This is a genomic window from Streptomyces filamentosus (assembly GCF_014654895.1).
Taxonomy (GTDB): domain Bacteria; phylum Actinomycetota; class Actinomycetes; order Streptomycetales; family Streptomycetaceae; genus Streptomyces; species Streptomyces filamentosus.
Map to the genome: position 1 here is coordinate 1,103,599 of NZ_BNBE01000003.1, position 18,427 is coordinate 1,122,025.

The 18,427-nt window shown below is 75.6% G+C and carries 16 protein-coding genes; 7 read left to right on the plus strand and 9 right to left on the minus strand.

Translation table 11 applies throughout. The annotated features are described in order from the left end of the window. Positions 1-63: 63 nt before the first annotated feature. Positions 64-408, minus strand: coding sequence for a hypothetical protein (locus IE326_RS32475; RefSeq protein ID WP_190044042.1), 345 nt, complete (start codon positions 406-408; stop codon positions 64-66). A gap of 477 nt (positions 409-885) precedes the next feature. On the opposite strand from IE326_RS32475, the gene IE326_RS32480 reads away from it, so the two are divergent. Genes IE326_RS32480 through IE326_RS32495 form a run of 4 tightly spaced genes read left to right on the plus strand, consistent with a single transcriptional unit; the run spans position 886 to position 5,251 of the window. Further along, positions 886-3,780 (plus strand): nitrate- and nitrite sensing domain-containing protein, encoded by a 2,895-nt coding sequence (locus tag IE326_RS32480; RefSeq protein WP_190044043.1) that lies wholly within the window; start codon positions 886-888, stop codon positions 3,778-3,780. Then, the gene (locus IE326_RS32485; RefSeq protein ID WP_150227184.1) at positions 3,777-4,220 is read left to right on the plus strand and encodes a roadblock/LC7 domain-containing protein; all 444 of its coding nucleotides are present in this window, start codon (positions 3,777-3,779) and stop codon (positions 4,218-4,220) included. The genes IE326_RS32480 and IE326_RS32485 overlap by 4 nt, the downstream gene beginning before the upstream one ends. Before the next feature lie 10 nt (positions 4,221-4,230). Continuing rightward, positions 4,231-4,665 (plus strand): DUF742 domain-containing protein, encoded by a 435-nt coding sequence (locus IE326_RS32490; RefSeq protein WP_030762873.1) that lies wholly within the window; start codon positions 4,231-4,233, stop codon positions 4,663-4,665. After that, positions 4,646-5,251 (plus strand): GTP-binding protein, encoded by a 606-nt coding sequence (locus IE326_RS32495; RefSeq protein ID WP_150227183.1) that lies wholly within the window; start codon positions 4,646-4,648, stop codon positions 5,249-5,251. Before IE326_RS32490 ends, IE326_RS32495 begins: the two co-directional genes overlap by 20 nt. 22 nt (positions 5,252-5,273) lie before the next feature. On the opposite strand, the gene IE326_RS32500 is transcribed toward IE326_RS32495, so the two are convergent. The 3 genes from IE326_RS32500 to IE326_RS32510 all read right to left on the minus strand — a co-directional run bounded on the left by IE326_RS32500 (position 5,274) and on the right by IE326_RS32510 (position 7,811). Beyond that, positions 5,274-6,461 carry a lipid-transfer protein gene (locus tag IE326_RS32500; RefSeq protein WP_190044044.1) on the minus strand — a complete coding sequence of 396 codons (1,188 nt, stop codon included), beginning with the start codon at positions 6,459-6,461 and terminating at the stop codon, positions 5,274-5,276. Next, positions 6,458-6,922, minus strand: a complete 465-nt coding sequence (locus tag IE326_RS32505; RefSeq protein WP_190044045.1) for a Zn-ribbon domain-containing OB-fold protein — start codon at positions 6,920-6,922, stop codon at positions 6,458-6,460. The genes IE326_RS32500 and IE326_RS32505 overlap by 4 nt, the downstream gene beginning before the upstream one ends. An 88-nt stretch (positions 6,923-7,010) precedes the next feature. Next, positions 7,011-7,811: a M15 family metallopeptidase gene (locus IE326_RS32510; protein WP_150227180.1), complete on the minus strand. Its 801-nt coding sequence runs from the start codon at positions 7,809-7,811 to the stop codon at positions 7,011-7,013. Between the two features lie 60 nt (positions 7,812-7,871). Between IE326_RS32510 and IE326_RS32515 the strand changes: the two genes are divergently transcribed. After that, positions 7,872-8,384: an NUDIX domain-containing protein gene (locus IE326_RS32515; RefSeq protein WP_229915750.1), complete on the plus strand. Its 513-nt coding sequence runs from the start codon at positions 7,872-7,874 to the stop codon at positions 8,382-8,384. A gap of 3 nt (positions 8,385-8,387) precedes the next feature. Here IE326_RS32515 and IE326_RS32520 read toward each other — a convergent pair whose 3' ends face one another. Both IE326_RS32520 and IE326_RS32525 read right to left on the minus strand, forming a co-directional pair. Next, positions 8,388-9,194 carry a DUF4253 domain-containing protein gene (locus tag IE326_RS32520; protein WP_190044046.1) on the minus strand — a complete coding sequence of 269 codons (807 nt, stop codon included), beginning with the start codon at positions 9,192-9,194 and terminating at the stop codon, positions 8,388-8,390. 51 nt (positions 9,195-9,245) lie between these two features. Further along, positions 9,246-11,591: a glycoside hydrolase family 31 protein gene (locus IE326_RS32525; protein ID WP_150227178.1), complete on the minus strand. Its 2,346-nt coding sequence runs from the start codon at positions 11,589-11,591 to the stop codon at positions 9,246-9,248. A 213-nt stretch (positions 11,592-11,804) separates the two neighbouring features. On the opposite strand from IE326_RS32525, the gene IE326_RS32530 reads away from it, so the two are divergent. Next, on the plus strand, positions 11,805-13,784 hold the full coding sequence (locus IE326_RS32530; protein WP_190044047.1) for an acetoacetate--CoA ligase: 1,980 nt from the start codon (positions 11,805-11,807) through the stop codon (positions 13,782-13,784). A gap of 78 nt (positions 13,785-13,862) precedes the next feature. Here the strand turns inward: IE326_RS32530 and IE326_RS32535 are convergent, their stop codons facing one another. The 3 genes from IE326_RS32535 to IE326_RS32545 all read right to left on the minus strand — a co-directional run bounded on the left by IE326_RS32535 (position 13,863) and on the right by IE326_RS32545 (position 17,081). Next, positions 13,863-14,888 carry a CU044_5270 family protein gene (locus IE326_RS32535; RefSeq protein WP_190044048.1) on the minus strand — a complete coding sequence of 342 codons (1,026 nt, stop codon included), beginning with the start codon at positions 14,886-14,888 and terminating at the stop codon, positions 13,863-13,865. Beyond that, complete coding sequence (locus tag IE326_RS32540) at positions 14,885-15,685, minus strand: RNA polymerase sigma factor (RefSeq protein ID WP_229915751.1); 801 nt, start codon at positions 15,683-15,685, stop codon at positions 14,885-14,887. Before IE326_RS32540 ends, IE326_RS32535 begins: the two co-directional genes overlap by 4 nt. Positions 15,686-15,761: 76 nt before the next feature. Further along, on the minus strand, positions 15,762-17,081 hold the full coding sequence (locus IE326_RS32545; RefSeq protein ID WP_190044049.1) for a GntR family transcriptional regulator: 1,320 nt from the start codon (positions 17,079-17,081) through the stop codon (positions 15,762-15,764). 45 nt (positions 17,082-17,126) lie between these two features. Between IE326_RS32545 and IE326_RS32550 the strand changes: the two genes are divergently transcribed. After that, entirely contained in the window at positions 17,127-18,410 is a 1,284-nt protein-coding gene (locus IE326_RS32550) for an MFS transporter (RefSeq protein ID WP_308440349.1), read from the plus strand. Positions 18,411-18,427 lie beyond the last annotated feature (17 nt).

Here is an 18,427-nt window from a genome sequence, read left to right on the forward strand (position 1 = left end):
GGACACGCCGAGGGCCCGCCCCCCAGGGGGCGGGCCCTCGTACGCCTCACTGCGGCGGCAGCCCTAAGCGGCCTGCTCCTCCGCGATCCGCTCCCGGCGCGCCGCGTAGGCGGTGCTGCTCGGTTCGGAGACCACGCCGTTGCGCTGGCGCCACACCTGGCGGGTGATCCAGATGTCCAGCACGCTCCAGGTGGCGACGACCGTCGCGACCACGGCCGCTATCGTCATCGGATAGGCCAGCCAGGAGCCGGCGACCGAGGTGAGGAAGGCGACCACGGCCAGGATGAGCGTCACCGACGTGATCATCACCGCCCGCACCGCCGCGTTCCGCACCGGATCCGGCAGCCTCCGTCGGCCCCGGTCGTCCTCCACCCACAGCTGACGCGGGATCCGCGCCTCGTCTTCCATGTCCTGTCACTCCCCACCGCACGACGCTCCCAGGGGGTGGCTGCCCGCTTCCGGCGGTTCTACACGGCGCGCGCGGTCATCGCGCTCCCCCGGCCGCGCCGGACGGAGCACCCCCCGCACTTCATGACGCTTCGGACAGGGAAAAGGTTTCCCCACTTCACTCTCCTTCGCGAATTCTGTCGCGATCGGAGCGAACGGAACGAACGATTCCAGCCATTGACCCTCCGGCGGGAAAGAGTGCAACGCTCCGTGTCCTGCGCCACAGTGGTCGACCCGAACTCCCGCAATACCAGGACATCTCATGATCAACGCTCACTCGACAGGCTGAAAATCGCCCAGACATACCTTCGAGATGGCTCTGATGCAGTAGTAGGCTCACGCTGATTTTTGTTGAAACCGAAGGTTGACGTGCCGTGTTGACGCGGCGACGCCGTTCGAGGGACCTCCGTGGCCGCGGAGGCCGTACTGGGGGAGGCCATGCGCTTTCGCGGGAAGTCCATCCGCAGGAAGATCGTGGCGCTGCTCCTCGTACCGCTCGTCTCCCTCACCGGCCTCTGGGGCTTCGCCACCGTCCTCACCGGACGCGAGGCGGACCAGCTCCTCGACGTCGGCTACATCGTCGACAAGGTCGGCTACCCCATCGAGGACACGGCCCGGGTCATCCAGCTCGAACGCCGCCAGTCCCTCGTCTACCTCGCCGACCCGCGCGGCTCGGAAGCCCTGGCCCAGCTCCGCGAGGCCCGCCTCGCCACCGACCGCCAGATCGACCGGATCCGGGCCAACGCCGAGGACCCCGGCGTCCGCGAGGAGATGCGCCCGGTCACCACCCAGAAGCTCAACTCGCTCCTCACCGCCTTCGGGGAGCTGGAATCCCTGCGCCGCTCCGTCGAGCGGCGCAACATAGGCCGGCTCCAGGCCCTGGAGTTCTACAACCGGCTCGTGGACCCCTGCTACAGCTTCCTCGTCACCCTCCACGCGCTGGAGAACGTCGAGATGGACAAGCAGGGCCGCGCCCTCGTCGGCATCACCCGGGCCCGCGAACTCCTCTCCCGCGAGGACGCCCTGGTCCTCTCCGCGCTCGTCGCCGACCGCGTCACCGCCCAGGAGATCCGCGCCGTCTCCGACCTCGTCGCCGTCCGCAAGCAGTTCTACGAGGTCAACCTCGAACTCCTCCCCGCCTCCGAGCGGCAGCGCTTCGAGCAGTACTGGCGCAGCCCCGAGACGACGGCCCTGCGCACCGCGGAGGAGGCGTTCATCGCGGAGGGCCCGACCGAGCGGCCCAAGAGCGCCACCGCCGCCTACTGGCAGGACGAGGCCAGCCCCGTCCTCGACGAGCTCGCCCGCGCGAACACCGCCGCGGGCGACCGCTACCAGGAGCGCGTCCAGCCCGCCGCCTACAGCGTCCTGCTCAAGGCGGGCTTCGCCGGCGTCCTCGGCTTCCTCGCCCTCCTCGCCTCCGTCGGCATCTCGGTCCGCGTCGGCCGCTCCCTCGTCCGCGACCTGCGGCGCCTCCAGAAGGAGTCCCAGGAGGTCTCCGGCGTCCGGCTGCCCAGCGTCATGCGCCGCCTCGCCGCCGGCGAGCACGTCGACGTCGAGACCGAGGTCCCCCACCTGCGGTACGGCCAGGACGAGGTCGGCCAGGTCGGCCAGGCCCTCAACACCCTCCAGCGCGCCGCCGTCGAGGCCGCCGTCAAGCAGGCCGAGATGCGGCGCGGCGTCTCCGAGGTCTTCGTCAACCTGGCCCGCCGCAACCAGGTGCTGCTCCACCGCCAGCTCACCCTGCTCGACACCATGGAGCGGCGCACCGAGGACACCGAGGAGCTCGCGGACCTCTTCCGCCTCGACCACCTCACCACCCGCATGCGCCGCCACGCCGAGGGCCTGGTGATCCTCTCCGGCGCCGCCCCCTCCCGGCAGTGGCGCAAGCCCGTCCAGCTGATGGACGTGGTCCGCGCCGCCGTCGCCGAGGTCGAGGACTACGAGCGCGTCGAGGTCCGCCGGCTGCCCCGGCTCGGCGTCGGCGGCCCCGCCGTCGCCGACCTCACCCACCTCATCGCCGAACTCCTCGAGAACGCCACCGTGTTCTCGCCCCCGCACACCGCCGTCCAGGTCCTCGGCGAGCGCGTCGCCAACGGCTTCACCCTGGAGATCCACGACCGCGGCCTCGGCATGAGCCCCGAGGTCCTCCTCGACGCCAACCTGCGGCTCGCGGAGACCCCCGAGTTCGAGCTCTCCGACACCGACCGCCTCGGCCTCTTCGTGGTAAGCCGGCTCGCCCAGCGACAGAACGTCCGCGTCTCCCTCCAGACCTCCCCGTACGGCGGCACCACCGCGGTCGTCTTCATCCCGGCCGCGCTGCTCACCGACGCCCCCGAGACGCAGGGCGCTGGCTTCCGCCTCGACCGCAAGGGCCTGGACCCGCGCGCCCAGGAGGGCGACCCCCGCCCCACCCGGGAATCCCCCGTCACGGCCTCCGGGGCGCCCGCGTCCGTGCTCGGCGACGCCCCCCTGCCGCAGCGCCGGCCCGCTCTCGCCCGCGTCCCCGACCTCGCCGACGAGACGGGCGCGGCGGACGACGCCTTCGCCCGCCCCCTGGACGGCCCGGTCGAGCTGGAGCCGCCGCTCGGCCCCGAGGACCTCGGCACGCTCCTTGACCGCTCCGCCGACCTCCTCGACAGCGACAGCGAGCGCGGCGGGCTCTTCCGCCCCCAGCGCCGCCGCACCGGCCCGCTGCCGGCGGGCGAGCAGCACCAGCAGGTCCCCGACCAGGGCACGGCCCCCGACGGGGAGGACCGCCCGCCCGCCGACGCCCGCACCGCCCCGGTGCCGCTGCCCCGCCGCCGCCAGCCGACCCTGGTCGTCGACCGCGGCCGCCGGCTGGACGAGCCCGGCCGCGCCCACCCCGCCCCCGGCCCGGCGCGCCCCACCGGCCCCACCCTCGTCCCCGTCCGCCCGGAAGGCACCGGCGTCCGCCCGGAAGGCACCGGCGTCCGCCCGGAAGGCACCGGCATCCGCCCGGAAGGCACCGGCACGCGCCCGGAGCCTGCCGGGACGCGCCCGGAGGCGTCCGGCCCGCGGCCCGGGGGCGACGGCGCCCCCGCGGGGCTCGACGGGCTCCCGCGCCGGGTCCGTCAGGCGAGCCTCGCGCCGCAGCTGCGCGAGCCCGGCCGGCCCGCCGCCGCGGGCGACGGCCGGACCGGGCAGGAGACCGCGGGCCGGGACTCCGCGGGGGACGACTTCGAGCGCGACGCCGAGGAGGTGCGGGCCCGCATGGCCGCCATGCAGCGCGGCTGGCAGCGCGGACGCCTGCACGGCTCGGACCCGGACGACAGCACAGCACACGGAACGACACCCGAGGGGGACGGTCGATGACCGCACCGAACGCCGCAGCAAGCACCAGCAGCCCCGTGCAGGGCGACGGCGAACTGAACTGGCTCCTCGACGAGCTGGTCCAGCGCGTCGCCGCGATCCGCAAGGCCCTGGTGCTGTCCAGCGACGGCCTGCCCACCGGCGCGTCGAAGGACCTCAGCCGGGAGGACGGCGAGCACCTCGCCGCCGTCGCCTCCGGCTTCCACAGCCTCGCCAAGGGCGTCGGCCGCCACTTCGAGGCGGGCAAGGTCCGCCAGACCGTGGTCGAGCTGGAGGACGCGTTCCTCTTCGTCACCGCCGCGGGCGACGGCAGCTGCCTCGCCGTCCTCGCCGACGCCGACTCCGACGTCGGCCAGGTCGCCTACGAGATGACCCTCATGGTGAAGCGGGTCGGCACCCATCTCGGCACGGCCCCCCGGACCGGTCTGTCCACGGGAGGGTGAGCCGTCCCGCATGAGCGACGAAGCCGAGCGGAACCAGCCCGGCCGGGAAGCCCCCGGCCGGCGTACGGGCGTCCATCACTGGTACGACGACGAGGCGGGACCGGTCGTCCGCCCGTACGCGATGACCCGGGGCCGGACGAGCGCCGCCGGACGCCACCGGCTCGACCTCATCGCGGTGGTGGTCCCCGAACCGGCCGCCGACGACCCCGGTCGCGACCAGACGCTCTCCCCGGAGCACGTGGAGATCGTCGAACGCTGCTTCGAGCAGCCCCAGTCGATCGCCGAGCTCGCCGCCGGACTCGACCTCCCCGTCGGGGTGGTCCGCGTCCTGGTCGGCGACCTCGTCGACGAGGAACTCGTGCACGTGACCCGCCCCGTTCCGCCGGCCCAGCTGCCGGACGTGAGCATCCTCCGCGAGGTGATCAATGGCCTTCGGGCGCTCTAGCCGCAAGAAGACCCCCGTCGAGCCGGTGACCCTGAAGATCCTGGTCGCCGGCGGGTTCGGGGTCGGCAAGACGACGCTGGTCGGCGCGGTCAGCGAGATCCGTCCGCTGCGGACCGAGGAGGTCCTCACCGAGGCCGGCCGGCCCGTGGACGACCTGCACGGCGTCGAGGCCAAGACGACCACGACGGTCGCCATGGACTTCGGCCGGATCACGCTCCGCGAGGACCTCGTCCTGTACCTGTTCGGCACCCCCGGCCAGGACCGCTTCTGGTTCCTGTGGGACGAGCTGGCGCAGGGCGCGCTCGGCGCGATCGTGCTCGCCGACACCCGCCGCCTGGAGGACAGCTTCGCCGCCATCGACTACTTCGAGCGGCGCGGCATCCCCTTCACGGTGGCCGTCAACTGCTTCGAGGGCGCCCGGCGCTACCCGACGGAGACCGTGCGGGCGGCGCTCGACCTCGACCCCGAGGTCGAGCTGCTGATGTGCGACGCCCGCGACCGCGAGTCGGTCAAGGACGTCCTGGTGGCCGTGGTCGAGCACGCCCTCGTCCTCACCGGTCGCGAGCACGCCTCCGCGGCCACCTGAGCGGTACGGCCCCGGCCGGGCCTCAGCGCACCGCGACCACCGCCGAACCGTGCCCGAAGAGGCCCTGGTTGGCGGTGATCCCGGCCCGCGCCCCCGGCACCTGCCGGTCGCCCGCCGTGCCCCGCAGCTGCCAGGTCAGCTCGCAGACCTGCGCGATGGCCTGCGCGGGCACGGCCTCCCCGAAGGAGGCGAGGCCGCCGCTGGTGTTCACCGGCAGCGCGCCGCCGAGCCGGGTCACCCCGTCCCTCAGCAGCCCGGCGCCCTCCGCGGGCCCGCACAGCCCGATGTCCTCGTACCACTCCAGCTCCAGGGCGGTGGACAGGTCGTACACCTCCGCCAGCGACAGGTCCTCCGGACCGAGCCCCGCCTCCTCGTACGCCGCCCGCGCGATCGAGGCGCGGAAGGAGTGCGGCCCGGGGGCGAGCGCGGTGGTCGAGTCGGTCGCGATGTCGGGCAGGTCGAGCACCGTCCGGGGATAGGTGGGGGAGACCGTCGACACCGCCCGGATCCGCACCGGATCGGGGTGCCCGTGCCGGCGCGCGAAGTCCATGCCGGACAGCACCAGCGCCGCCCCGCCGTCCGAGGTGGCGCAGATGTCGAGCAGCCGCAGCGGATCGGCGACCACCGCCGATCCCGCGACCTCCTCCGCCGTCACCGTCTTCCGGTAGCGGGCCAGCGGGTTGAGCGCCCCCGCCGCCGCGTTCTTCACCTTCACCCGGGCGAAGTCCTCCGGCGTGTCCCCGTACAGGGCCATCCGGCGCCGCGCGGCGAGCGCGAAGTACGCGGGGTTGGTGGCGCCGAGGACCCGGAAGCGCAGCCAGTCCGGGTCGCCGGGCCGCTCCCCGCCGGCCGGGGCGAGGAAGCCCTTGGGGGTGGAGTCGGCGCCGACGACGAGGACCGCGTCGGCGAGCCCGGCGAGGATCTGCGCCCGGGCCGCGCCGATGGCCTGGGCGCCCGAGGCGCAGGCCGCGTACACGCTGGTCACCCGCGCCCCCTGCCAGCCCAGCGCCTGCGCGAAGGTCGCCCCGGCCACGTATCCCGGATAGCCGCACCGCATGGTGTCGGCGCCGACGACGGCGCCGATGTCCCGCCACTCCACGCCCGCGTCGGCGAGCGCGGCGCGGGCGGCGGCGGCCCCGTACGAGACGAAGCTCCGCCCCCACTTGCCCCAGGGGTGCATGCCGGCCCCGATGACGGCGATGTCGTTCACGCGCTCTCCTCCGCCGCCACGGGCCGCCAGTGCCAGGTGGTCCACACGTGCGCCCCGTCCTCGTTCAGGACCCCGGGCACCACCTCGACCTCCGCTCCCACGGCGAGGTCAGCGGGCCGCACGCCCGGCGCGGCCTGCCCGAGCACCACCATCCCCTCCGCCGCCAGCTCGACCGCGACGAGCGTGTACGGCTCCCAGGGCGCGTCCGGGTCGGAGACGTACGGGGCGGGCGGCCGGTAGCGCCCGTCGGTGTACGACCACACCCGCCCGCGCGGCGACAGCGGCGTCTCGTCGAGCGTCCCGCCGCCCGCGCAGGCCGGGTTGCGGCAGGCGTCGTCCTCGCGCGGGAAGAACACCGCCGCGCAGGCCGAGCAGCGGGTGCCGAGGAGCCGGAACTCCCCTTCGGGGACGGTGTCGTCGGTGAACCAGCCGGCCACCACCGGTCTGCGCGTCCGTGTCATCTCCCGGCCCTCCCGCACTTATCTGACGGTACGTCAGAATCCTGGGGCGAGTCTGGCACGGCCCGCCCGGACGGGGAAGGGGAGGACGTCAGTGCCCGGCCACCGACCTGCGCGCCACCGGGAAGTCGAAGAACGTCGACGGGAACGGCTCCGGCTTGAACGTGAAGTGCCACCACTCCTCCGGCAGGTTCACGAACCCCTCCGCCTCCAGCGCCCCCTTCAGCAGCCGCCGGTTCTCCCGCTGCGCCCCCGTGATCCGCGGGTCCTCGGTGTGCGACAGGGTGTCGAAGCAGTCGTACCCGGTCCCCATGTCCACCGAGCTGTCCGGGAACCGCTCCGCGTACGGCGCGGAGCACGACGTCAACGGCTCGCCCGGCACGTACGCGCGCGTGGGCGCCGCCGGCAGCCGCACGACCGTCAGGTCCACCGTCGAACCCCGGCTGTGCCCGGACTTCTCCGCGATGTATCCGTCCGCGAACAGCCGCTCCTTGGCCACCAGCGGATAGAACTCCGCCTTCATCCGCTCGTCCGCCAGGTCCTCCGCCCACCGCACGAAGTGGTCCACCGCCCGCTGCGGCCGGTAGCAGTCGTACACCTTCAGCGAGTACCCCCGGGCCAGCAGCCGCGTCTGCGCGCGGTGCAGCGCCTCCGCCGCCGGCCGGGTCAGCACGCACAGCGGCTGCCGGTAGCCGTCGACCGGCTCGCCCACGAAGTTGTGCGCGGTCGTGTACCGCATCTCCTGGAGGATCGTCCGGTCCACCGCGTCCAGCGCCACGAACTCCCGCGGCGCCTTCGGCTCGGGCCGGGCGACGGCGGGGGAGCCGGCGGCCCCCGCGACGAGCAGGACGGCGGCGCCGAGGGCGCGCATCACCACACCAAGTCGAGTCATGCGCACCGGGTCTACCAGTTCGGCCCCCGCCGGGAAACCCCCTCGCGTACGGTCGACGCCGTGACCACCCCCGTGCCCCACTCCCACTGCTCGGCCTGCGGAGCCCCGTACCCGCCCGGCACCACGGCCTGGCCCCGCACCTGCCCCGCCTGCGGCACCACCGCCTACCGCAACCCCCTCCCGGTCGCCGTGGCCCTCCTCCCCGTCACGGGCCCGGCGGGCACCGGCCTCCTCGCCGTCACCCGCGCCATCCACCCCGGCCACGGCGGCACCGCCCTCCCCGGCGGCTTCGTCGACCACGGCGAGGACTGGCGCACCGCCGTCGTCCGCGAACTCCACGAGGAGACCGGCCTCGTGGCCCCCGCCGGGGGCGTCCGCCTCGCCGACGCCCTCAGCTCCCCCGAGCACCTCCTCCTCTTCGGCCTCCTCCCGCCGGTCGACGCGGACGCGCTCCCCGCCTTCGCCCCGACCCCGGAGACCTCCGCCCGCCTGGTCCTGCCGGAACCCCGCGAGCTGGTCTTCCCCCTCCACACCGAGGCCGTACGGAAGTGGTTCGCGGGCGCGTACGGCTGACCCTCAGTCCCACCAGAAGGTCCACTCGTCCGCTCCCACCAGGTGCCCGGCGTACGCGGCGAGGTCCGCGACCGACTCCTGCCACACGTTGTCGGGACAGAAGGCGAAGTGCTCGGCGGCGACGCGCAGCGCCTCCTCGGGCGTGGCCGGGGGAGCGGCGACGGAGAGCCGCAGGGTGTCGAAGCCGACCGCGAACACCCGCGCGCCGAAGCGCCGCTCCCAGTCGGCGACGACCGCGGCGATCCGCGCCGTGTCACCCTCGTGGTTGGCCGGACCCGACCAGCCCACGGCGGCCAGCGCCTCCGCCCCGGAGGCGGCCTCCACCAGCCCGAGCCGTGCGTCGGTCCCGAAGGACAGGAGCACGTCCGCGTGCTCCGCCGCGAGCGCGTCGGGGTCCTCCGCGGGCGCCCGCCCGGGCGCGCGCCCCGGCCAGGCCGCGCCGTAGGGCGCGGTGACCGCGAGCCGTTCCTCGGCGGAGAGCGGGTCGTCCTCCTCGCCGACCGAGACGCACCCCTCCCACCAGTGCGCGAGGACGGCCTCCGGATCGTGGTCGCCCGGCCGGGAACCGCCCCCGGAGAACAGCTCCCCCGACGCCCACGGCCGGAAGCCGCCGTCCCCGCCGAGCGGTTCGAGCAGCAGCGGCCACAGCCCGGTCCGCGCGTGCGCGGCCCTTATCCGCCCCCACAGCCCGAAGGGCGCGGGCCCGTCGCTCAGCCACAGCGGCCGCGCCGCGCTGCCCTCCCCGTCCGCCGTCACCATGCCGCCGGCGGGAAGCCGGACGTCCTCGCCCCGCAGGGATTCCAGGTCCATGTCCCCGATGCTAGGCGGGGGGTCCGACAACGCCCCTCGCCCCGGGCCGCCTCACATCCCCCGCACCCGCACCGGCAGTCCGGGCTCCGCCGGCCCGTCCTCCGTCACCCGCTCCACCACGACCCGCCCGTCCACGAGCCGCGACTGGTAGCGCTCGATCTCCGCCGGCTCCCAGCCGTCCCCGGTGTCCCGGACGACGAGGCCGCCGCCCGTCCGGCCCGCCGCCGGCGCCCACACCTCCAGCGCGAGCCCCCCGTCCTCGCCCCGCACCGGCAGGACCGCGCCCGCGCGGGCCAGCACCGCCGCGCGCGCGAGGGGCGCGTCGAGCAGCACCTGCCCCGGACCCTCGTACGCCTCGCCGGTCGCCGTGTCGTACCACCGGCCGCGCGGCAGCCGCACCGCCCGCCGGTCCGCGCCCCGGTGCAGCACCGGCGCCACCAGGAGCGCGTCGCCCAGCAGGAAGGCGTCGTCGCACTCCCGCAGCGCCCGGTCCTCCGGCGCCCCCCACCACACGGGCCGTACGTAGGGCGCGCCCGTCATCCGCGCCAGCCGGGACAGCGTCACGAAGTACGGCTGGAGGCGCTCGCGTTCGGCCAGCGCCGCGCGCGCGTGCTCCAGCACCTCCGGGCCGAACTCCCACGGCTCCCGCCGCCCCGCGTCCAGCGCCGCGTGCGTCCGGAACAACGGCAGCCACGCCCCCAGCTGGTACCACCGCAGGAACAGCTCCGGCGACGGACTCCCGTCGAAGCCGCCGACGTCCGGCCCCGAGTACGGCACCCCGCACAGCCCCAGACCGAGCACCAGCGCGAGCGAGGCCCGCAGCCCCGGCCACCCGGTGGCCACGTCGCCCGACCAGGTGCCCCCGTACCGCTGCATCCCCGCCCACCCCGCGCGCGTGAAGAGGAACGGCCGCTCCTCCGGCCGCAGCCGCCGCAGCCCCTCGTAACCCGCCCGGGCCATCAGCAGCCCGTACGCGTTGTGCGCCTCCCGGTGGTCGCCGCCCCGTCCCTCCAGGGCGTGCCGGGCCGACCGGGGGAGCGTCGGGTCACCGAAGGGCACGAAGGACACCGGCTCGTTCATGTCGTGCCACACCCCGGAGAAGCCCTGCCGCAGCCGCTCCTCGTACAGCCCTCCCCACCACTCCCGCACCGCCGGATCGGTGAAGTCGGGGAAGGCGCACTCCCCGGGCCACACCATCCCCCGCACCTCCCCGCCCCGCGCGTCCCGCACGAACGCCCCGGCCGCCCGCCCCTCCTCGTACAGCACGTTCCCCGGTTCCGCCGCGACCGCCGGGTCGACGATCGACACCAGCCGCACCCCCTGCTCCCGCAGCTCCGCCGCCAGCCCCGGCAGGTCGGGGAACCGCTCCCGGTCCACCGTGAACACCCGGTGCCCGTCGTGGTGGTCGATGTCCAGGTGGACCGCGGCCAGCGGCAGCCCCCGCTCCCGGTACCCGGCCACCACCCGCCGCACCTCCGCCGCGCTGCCGAACCCCCAGCGCGCGTGCTGCGGCCCCAGCGCCCACGCCGGCGGCAGCGCCGGGGCCCCGGTCAGCGCCGCCCAGTTGTGCAGCACGCGCGCGGGCGTGCCGACCACCACCCAGCAGCGCAGCGGACCGCCCTCCATCCGCACCTCGCTGGTCCCCGGCCGGTCGTGACCGGACCCGGCCCCCTCCTCGCCCTCCGCCAGGGTGACCCGCCCGTCCCAGGTGTTGTCGTGGAAGGCCAGGTGCGTCCCCGCGTCCGAGACCACGAACTGCACCGGCATCGTGATGTACAGCGGATCGTCCTCCGGCCCGAACCGCCCCTTCGGGTCCGTGTTCCACAGCCGGTACGAGCCGTCCCGCAGCCGCGGCCCCGACGCCCGCCCGCCGAGCCCGAAGAACCGCGCGTCCGCCGGCACCTCGGCCCGCTGCGCCCACCGCGCCGGCCCCCCGCCCACCGGCTCCCACCAGCGCGGCGGCAGGTCCCGCCGCAGCATCACCCCGCCCGGCGTCCGGATCTCCACCGCCCCGTGCCGGGAGACCGCCACCGTCACCCGCTCCGACACCACCCGCCAGCCGCCGTCCGTGTCCGGCTCCAGGACCGCCCGCGGATCCGCCTCGGGCGCCGCGCCCGCGAGCGCGTACGAGGGCTCCGGCCCGGCGCCGTCCCACCCCCAGAAGACCGTGCCGCCCGCCGACACGCACACCCGCAGCGAGGACCGGGCGAACCGCACGATCCCCCCGCCCGGCAGCGCCTCGGCGCCCTCCACGGGCCCCGGCACCCGCGCCCGCTCCGCCCCCCGCGACGGCAGCGCCGCGTCCGCGCGCAGCCGCCGCCACGCCACCCGTACCGTCCTGAGCCCCCGCACCGAGCCGAACACCTTCACCGAACGCACCAGTCCACGACCGTCCATGGAGGTCACCCTGCCACCCACCAGCGGCGATACGGACCTCGTTCAGCTGCCGTTCACCCGTGGTGGGAGCACATGTTCAACTCGCCGTCCATGTGCGGGCGACCCTGGTGCGAACGCCGCTCCCATGGCATCGTCCTGTCAGCCGCGTCACGCGCACACCCCCGCACGTGCGCGTGACACACGCCGACCCGCGTACAGCCAGGGAGCCACCCGATGACAACTGCGCCCACCGAGCCGACCGAGCCGCTCTGGCAGCCGGACGAGGAGCGCGTCGCCCGTGCCGCCGTCACCCGTTTCCAGGCATGGGCCGCCGAACACCACGGCGCCCCCGCCGACGGCGGCTACCCGACCCTGCACCGCTGGTCCGTCGACGAGCCGGAGGCCTTCTGGAAGGCCGTCGCCGAGTGGTTCGACGTCCGTTTCTCCACGCCCTGCGCGCGCGTGCTGGGCGACCGGTCGATGCCGGGCGCCGAGTGGTTCCCCGGAGCCACCCTCAACTACGCCGAGCACGCCCTGCGTGCCGCCGCCGACCGCCCCGGGGACACGGCCCTCCTCCACGTGGACGAGACCCACGACCCGGTCCCGGTCACCTGGGCCGAACTCCGCCGCCAGGTCGGCTCGCTCGCCGCCGAGCTCCGCGCCCTCGGCGTCCGCCCCGGCGACCGCGTCAGCGGCTACCTGCCGAACGTGCCCCAGGCCGTCGTCGCCCTCCTCGCCACCGCCGCCGTCGGCGGCGTCTGGACCTCCTGCGCCCCCGACTTCGGCGCCCGCTCCGTCCTCGACCGCTTCCAGCAGGTCGAGCCGGTCGTCCTCTTCGCCGTCGACGGCTACCGCTACGGCGGCAAGGAGCACGACCGCCGCGACACCGTCGCCGAGCTGCGCGCCGAACTCCCCACCCTCCGCGCCGTCGTCCACATCCCGCTCCTCGGCACCCCGGCCCCCGAGGGCGCCCTCGACTGGGACGGCCTCGTCGCCGCCGACACGGAACCCGTCTTCGAGCAGGTGCCGTTCGCCCACCCCCTGTGGGTGCTGTACTCCTCCGGAACCACCGGCCTGCCGAAGGCGATCGTCCAGTCCCAGGGCGGCATCCTCGTCGAACACCTCAAGCAGCTCGGCCTCCACTGCGACCTGGGCCCCGAGGACGTCTTCTTCTGGTACACGTCCACCGGCTGGATGATGTGGAACTTCCTCGTCTCCGGCCTCCTCACCGGCACCACCGTCGTCCTGTACGACGGCAGCCCCGGCTATCCGGACACCGGCGCCCAGTGGCGCGTCGCCGAACGCACCGGCGCCACCCTGTACGGCACCTCCGCCGCCTACGTCATGGCCTGCGCCAAGGCCGGCGTCCACCCCGGCCGAGACTTCGACCTGTCCGCCGTGCAGTGCGTCGCCACCACCGGCTCCCCGCTGCCCCCGGACGGCTTCCGCTGGCTCCACGACGAGGTCCGCGAGGACCTGTGGATCGCCAGCGTCAGCGGCGGCACCGACGTCTGCTCCTGCTTCGCGGGCGCCGTCCCCACCCTCCCCGTGCACATCGGCGAGCTCCAGGCCGCCGGCCTCGGCACCGACCTCCAGGCATGGGACCCGTCCGGCAAGCCCGTCATCGGCGAGGTCGGCGAACTCGTCGTCACCAACCCCATGCCGTCCATGCCGATCCACTTCTGGAACGACCCCGACGGCAGCCGCTACCGCGACAGCTACTTCGAGATGTTCCCCGGCGTGTGGCGGCACGGCGACTGGATCACGATCACCGACCACGGCTCGGTCGTCATCCACGGCCGCTCCGACTCCACCCTCAACCGCCAGGGCGTCCGCATGGGCAGCGCCGACATCTACGAGGCCGTGGAACGGCTCCCGGAGATCCGCGAGTCCCTCGTCATCGGCCTGGAGGAGCCGGACGGCGGCTACTGGATGCCGCTCTTCGTGCACCTCGTCGAGGGCGCCGCCCTCGACGACGACCTGATCGCCCGGATCAGGACCACCATCCGCACCGAACTCTCGCCGCGCCACGTCCCCGACGAGATCATCGAGGTCCCCGGCGTCCCGCACACCCTCACCGGCAAGCGCATCGAGGTCCCCGTCAAGCGCCTCCTCCAGGGCACCCCCCTGGAGAAGGCCGTCAACGCGGGCTCGGTCGACGACCTCGGCCTGCTGCGCTTCTACGAGTCCCTGGCGGCCGCCCGCCGGGGCTGAGCCGGACGGGCCCCGAAGACGGCGAGGGGGCGTCCCCGCGCGGGGACGCCCCCTCGCCGTGCCCCGTACGCCCGCGGGTCAGCCCGGCAGCTGGCCCGCCCGCGCCACCGCCGCCTTGGCGAGCACCGCCGTCTGGCTCAGCACCGTCCCGGCGGGTCCGGCGTCCGAGGCCGCGACCAGCACGGTCCGCTCCCCGAGGAAGGCCGACGTCGACCGGTCGAAGACCCACTGGGTCCGCTCCCCGCCGGAGGTACGGGCCACGGCCACGCCCTCCCGGCCCGCCGCGTCCCGCGCCGACGGCACCACCACGACCCCCGGGATCCGGGCGGCCGCCTCGTAGAGCGCGGCCGTCACCCCCGGCGGCGCCCAGGTCTCGGCCAGCAGCGTCCCGATCGCCGCGAACGCCCGCTGGTCCGCGTCCCCGCCGCCGGCCCGGGTCTGCTCCCGGACCAGCCCCAGCAGCTCTTCCGGATCGGTCGGCAGCCCCGCCACGTACGCGTGCGACGGCTCGGTGACGGACGGCGCGGCGGGCTCCATGGTCGTCGCGCGCGGCGTGGCGCCCCGGTGGTCCAGCTCGTACACGGGCAGTCGCGGTGCCAGCTCCGTGTCGGCGGCCCCCTCCTCCCGCAGCAGCCCGGCCCGGCTCCCGTCGGCCGACAGCCACACCTGCCGCCGGTGCACGGGTTCCACGACGGCCGCCCCGCCGTCCGCCGGCCGCCCGGCCCGCGAGACGAGGCTCTCCACGTACACGAACTCGCCGGGGCGGGCGTCCGGAGCGGGCGCGGCGGCCGCCGCGAGCGCCGCCCGCGACAGCACGGAGGAAGCGCCCTCCGCCCGCACCGCCGGACGCTGCTCGCGCGGGTCCGGGGGAGCGGCGACCAGCACCGCCCCGGCCGCGACCCCGCACACCACCGCGGGCACGGCGAACCGCACGGCCCGCCGGGTCCACCACGCCGCCGTCCGCCCCGGCCGCACCGAGGCCATCAGGGCCCGCCGCACCTCCCGCTCCCGCTCCGGCCCGAACTCCGGCGCGGGCGGCGGGGGCAGCAGCTCCGTCAGCTCGGCGCGCAGCGTGTCCTGGGGACGGGGATCGATGTCGTTCATGCCTGCTTCTCCGGGGCGATGCGGGGGACGAGGACGGTACGGCCCGTGCTCACGGGCGGGGAGGACGGCGTTTCCGGCGGCGTTTCCGGCGGCCACGCGCGCGTGGCGGACGCCTCGGAGGCCCCGGCGGCGGGGGAACCGGCCACGGAGGCTCCGGCAACCGGGGCTCTGGCACCGGGGGATCCGGCACCGGCAGAGCCACCGGCACCGGCACCGGCACGGGGGTCGGCGCCCGTGCCCCGCCGGCCCCGCCCGCGCCGCCCGGCGCGCAGCTCCGCCTCGGCCAGCGCCCGCAGCCGTTCCCTGGCCCGGGACAGCCGGGACCGCACGGTGCCTACGGGGACGCCCAGCACCTCACCGGCGGCCGCGTAGTCGAGGCCGCCCCACACGACGAGGGTGAACACCTCCCGCTCCCGGCGCCGGAGCCTGCCGAGGGCGATCCGCGCGGCCCGCAGCCGCTCCTCGTCGGCGAGCCGGGCGGCCACCGCCTCGCTGAAGTCCGGCAGCACCCCGGGGTCGGGCATCCTGGCCAGCGCCGCGTCCCGGCGGCGCGCCTCCCGGGCGGCCCCGCGCAGCACGTTGGTCGCGATGCCGAGCAGCCAGGGCCGCAGGCTCCCGCCCTCGGCGAGCAGCTTGCCCCGGCAGCGCCACGCCTCCAGGAAGGTCGCGGACACGGCGTCCTCGGCCGCGGCCCGGTCGCCGCACATCCGGTACGCGTACTGGAACAGCACCCGCGCGTGCGCGTCGTACGCCTCGCCGAGCGCGGAGGGATCCCCGGCCCGGAAACGCTCTCTCATCTCTGCTTCCACACCTGGTACTGACCGCCGGACCGCCCGGGTTCCCGTGACCCGCGCCACACCCCCGGGCGCCGCCTCACCCCCCGTACGTCGCCTGCGCGTCCCCGAGGACCCCCGCGAAGTCCGCCGCGAGCCGCTCCGCCGCCTCCGGCAGGAGCGTGGCCGCGGTGATCCGCACGGCGGGCGGGGCGGCGATCCGGAACCGGGCGCCCGCGGCGACCCACCAGCCGTGCGTCCGCAGCCCGTTGACCACCGCCGACTCGTCCCGCACCGGCACCCACACGTTCAGCCCCTCGGCGCCGGCCGCGCGCACGCCCCGCGCGCCGAGGGCGCCGATCAGCGCCCCGCGCCGCTCGGCGTACGCGGCCTCCCCGCGCGCCACCAGCCGGATCACCTCCGGATCGGAGAGCAGCCCGACGACGGTCTCCTGGAGCAGGTGGCTGATCCAGCCGGAGGTCATCAGCATCCGGCCGTCGTGCCGGGCGAGCGTCACCTCGTCCCCGGCCAGCCCGGCCCACCGCAGGTCCACGCCCAGCCGCTTGGACACCGTCCGCACCTGCGCCCAGCGGGCGGGCCCGAGCGCGCCGAGGGTGGGCACCGGGGGCCCGTCGAAGCCGGCGAAGTAGTGGTCCTCGACGACGAGGACGTCGGGGAAGCCGCCGAGCAGCGCCCCCAGTTCGTCCCGGCGCGCGGCCGAGAAGGAGGCCCCGGTGGGGGTCTGGGCGCGCGGGCTGAGGACGACCGCCCGCACCCCGGCCCGCAGTGCCGCCCGGAGGGCGTCCGGCGTGACGCCCTCGCCGTCGACGGCGACCGGCACCGTCCGCAGCCCCAGCGCGGGCACCAGGTCGAGCAGGTGGTGGAAGCCCGGGTCCTCGACGGCGACCGCGTCCCCGGGCCGCAGCTCCACCGAGAGGATCCGGGCCACGCAGTCGAGCGCCCCGTGGGCGAAGGTCACCCGCTCCGCGGGCACCCCGTCCCGCCGGAACCACGCGCGGGTCAGCTCCTCCAGGGCCGCGAGCCGGGGCGCGGCCCGGTGCGAGCCGTAGACCGGCCGCACCTCGGCGGGCGGACGCAGCACCGGCAGGAACGCCGGATCGGGCAGGCCGCTCGCCAGGTCGACCAGCCCCTCCGGCACGCGCGGAGGGCGCCGGGACGCCACGGAGGGGGCCTCCGCGACCACGGTGCCGCCCCGGCCGCGGGTCACCACGAGCCCCCGTCCGCGCAGCTCCTTGTAGGCGGTCGCCACGGTGCCGGGACTGACGCCGAGCTCGTCCGCGAGCCTGCGCACGGGAGGCAGCGCGTCGCCGGGCGCGAGCTCGCCTTCGGTCACGCCCCGTTCGACGGACGCGGCGATGCCCTTGGCCGTCGTCCCCTGAATCGCATATTGTGTTGCCACGTTCAACATTATGTATCAGTACATAAATCCCGTCAAGGGGGAACCGTGAGCCGTCCGGCCTCGTGGCACCGCACCGCGCTCGACCGCATCCCCGGGGGCCGCGACGGCCGCCGCATGCTCGTCGTCAGCATCGTCGACAAGACGGGCACCGGCCTCTGGGCCGGCTGCACCGCCCTCTACTTCACCTACGTCTCCGGCCTGGGCCTCGGCCAGGTCGGCCTCCTCATGACGGTCTCCGGCGGCATCGGCATAGCCGGCGCCCCCCTCGCGGGGTTCTTCGCCGACCGCTTCCCCCTCGTCCGCGTCATCGCCGCCACCCAACTCCTGCGCGGCGCCACCCTCCTCGCCCTCCTCACCACCGACCACTTCCTCCTCCTCACCCTCTACTCCGCCCTCGGCGCCCTCCCCGACCGCGCCGGCAGCGTCCTCGTCAAGCTGTACGCCGCCCGCCAGGCGGGCCCCGAACGCGTCCGCTACCAGGCCATCCAGCGCACCACCGTCAACATCGGCTGGTCCATCGGCGGCCTCGGGGCCGCGGCGGCCCTCGCCACCGGCTCCACCCAGGCGTACACCTGGCTCCTCGCCGGCAACGTCCTCTCCTACCTGGCCATCGCCGTCCTCACCCTGCGCTGCGCGGAGCCGCCCGCCCCCTCCCGCGTCGCCGCCACCGCCGCCGACGCCCCCCGGGGCAGGCCCGCCGGCCCCTGGCGCGACCGCACCTTCCTCGGCTACACCGCCACCGACGCGGCCCTCTTCCTCGACGACACCATCCTCCAGGTGGCCGTCCCCCTCTGGATCGTCCACGCCACCGCCGCCCCCGCCGGCCTCGCCCCGCTGCTCCTGGTCCTCAACACCGTCCTCGTCGTCCTCTTCCAGGTCCCCCTCGCCCGCTTCGGCGCCACCACCCCGGCCGCCCGCCGCCTCCTCGTCCCCCTCTCCGCCCTCTTCGTCGCCGGCACCCTCGCCCTCGCCGCCTCCGCCACCGGCGGCCGCACCCTCGCCGTCACCGCCCTCGTCGTCGCGGTCGTCGCCCTCACCTTCGCCGAGATCATCCACGCCACCTCCTCCTGGGAACTCTCCGTGGCCCTCGCCCCCGCCGACGCCCAGGGCGCCTACCTCGGGGTCCACGGCCTCGCCCAGTCCACCCAGCGCTTCGCCGGCCCCCTCCTCGTCACCGGCGTCATGACCGCCGGCCCGCTCGCCTGGCCCCTCCTCGGCCTCGCCCTCGCCGGAGCCGGAGCGGCCCAGCACCGCCTCCTCCGCGACCGCGTCGCACCCCGCACCAAGACATCACTGTCAGTAGCGGAAGTTACGGTGAGTGAGCACTGATCGACCGTGACCGGTCC

Coding starts and splice junctions, on each gene's coding strand:
- IE326_RS32475 (WP_190044042.1), bottom strand. CDS start 408: ATGGAAGACGAGGCGCGGATCCCGCGTCAGCTGTGGGTGGAGGACGAC.
- IE326_RS32480 (WP_190044043.1), top strand. CDS start 886: ATGCGCTTTCGCGGGAAGTCCATCCGCAGGAAGATCGTGGCGCTGCTC.
- IE326_RS32485 (WP_150227184.1), top strand. CDS start 3,777: ATGACCGCACCGAACGCCGCAGCAAGCACCAGCAGCCCCGTGCAGGGC.
- IE326_RS32490 (WP_030762873.1), top strand. CDS start 4,231: ATGAGCGACGAAGCCGAGCGGAACCAGCCCGGCCGGGAAGCCCCCGGC.
- IE326_RS32495 (WP_150227183.1), top strand. CDS start 4,646: ATGGCCTTCGGGCGCTCTAGCCGCAAGAAGACCCCCGTCGAGCCGGTG.
- IE326_RS32505 (WP_190044045.1), bottom strand. CDS start 6,922: ATGACACGGACGCGCAGACCGGTGGTGGCCGGCTGGTTCACCGACGAC.
- IE326_RS32510 (WP_150227180.1), bottom strand. CDS start 7,811: ATGACTCGACTTGGTGTGGTGATGCGCGCCCTCGGCGCCGCCGTCCTG.
- IE326_RS32520 (WP_190044046.1), bottom strand. CDS start 9,194: ATGGACCTGGAATCCCTGCGGGGCGAGGACGTCCGGCTTCCCGCCGGC.
- IE326_RS32525 (WP_150227178.1), bottom strand. CDS start 11,591: ATGGACGGTCGTGGACTGGTGCGTTCGGTGAAGGTGTTCGGCTCGGTG.
- IE326_RS32530 (WP_190044047.1), top strand. CDS start 11,805: ATGACAACTGCGCCCACCGAGCCGACCGAGCCGCTCTGGCAGCCGGAC.
- IE326_RS32535 (WP_190044048.1), bottom strand. CDS start 14,888: ATGAACGACATCGATCCCCGTCCCCAGGACACGCTGCGCGCCGAGCTG.
- IE326_RS32540 (WP_229915751.1), bottom strand. CDS start 15,685: ATGAGAGAGCGTTTCCGGGCCGGGGATCCCTCCGCGCTCGGCGAGGCG.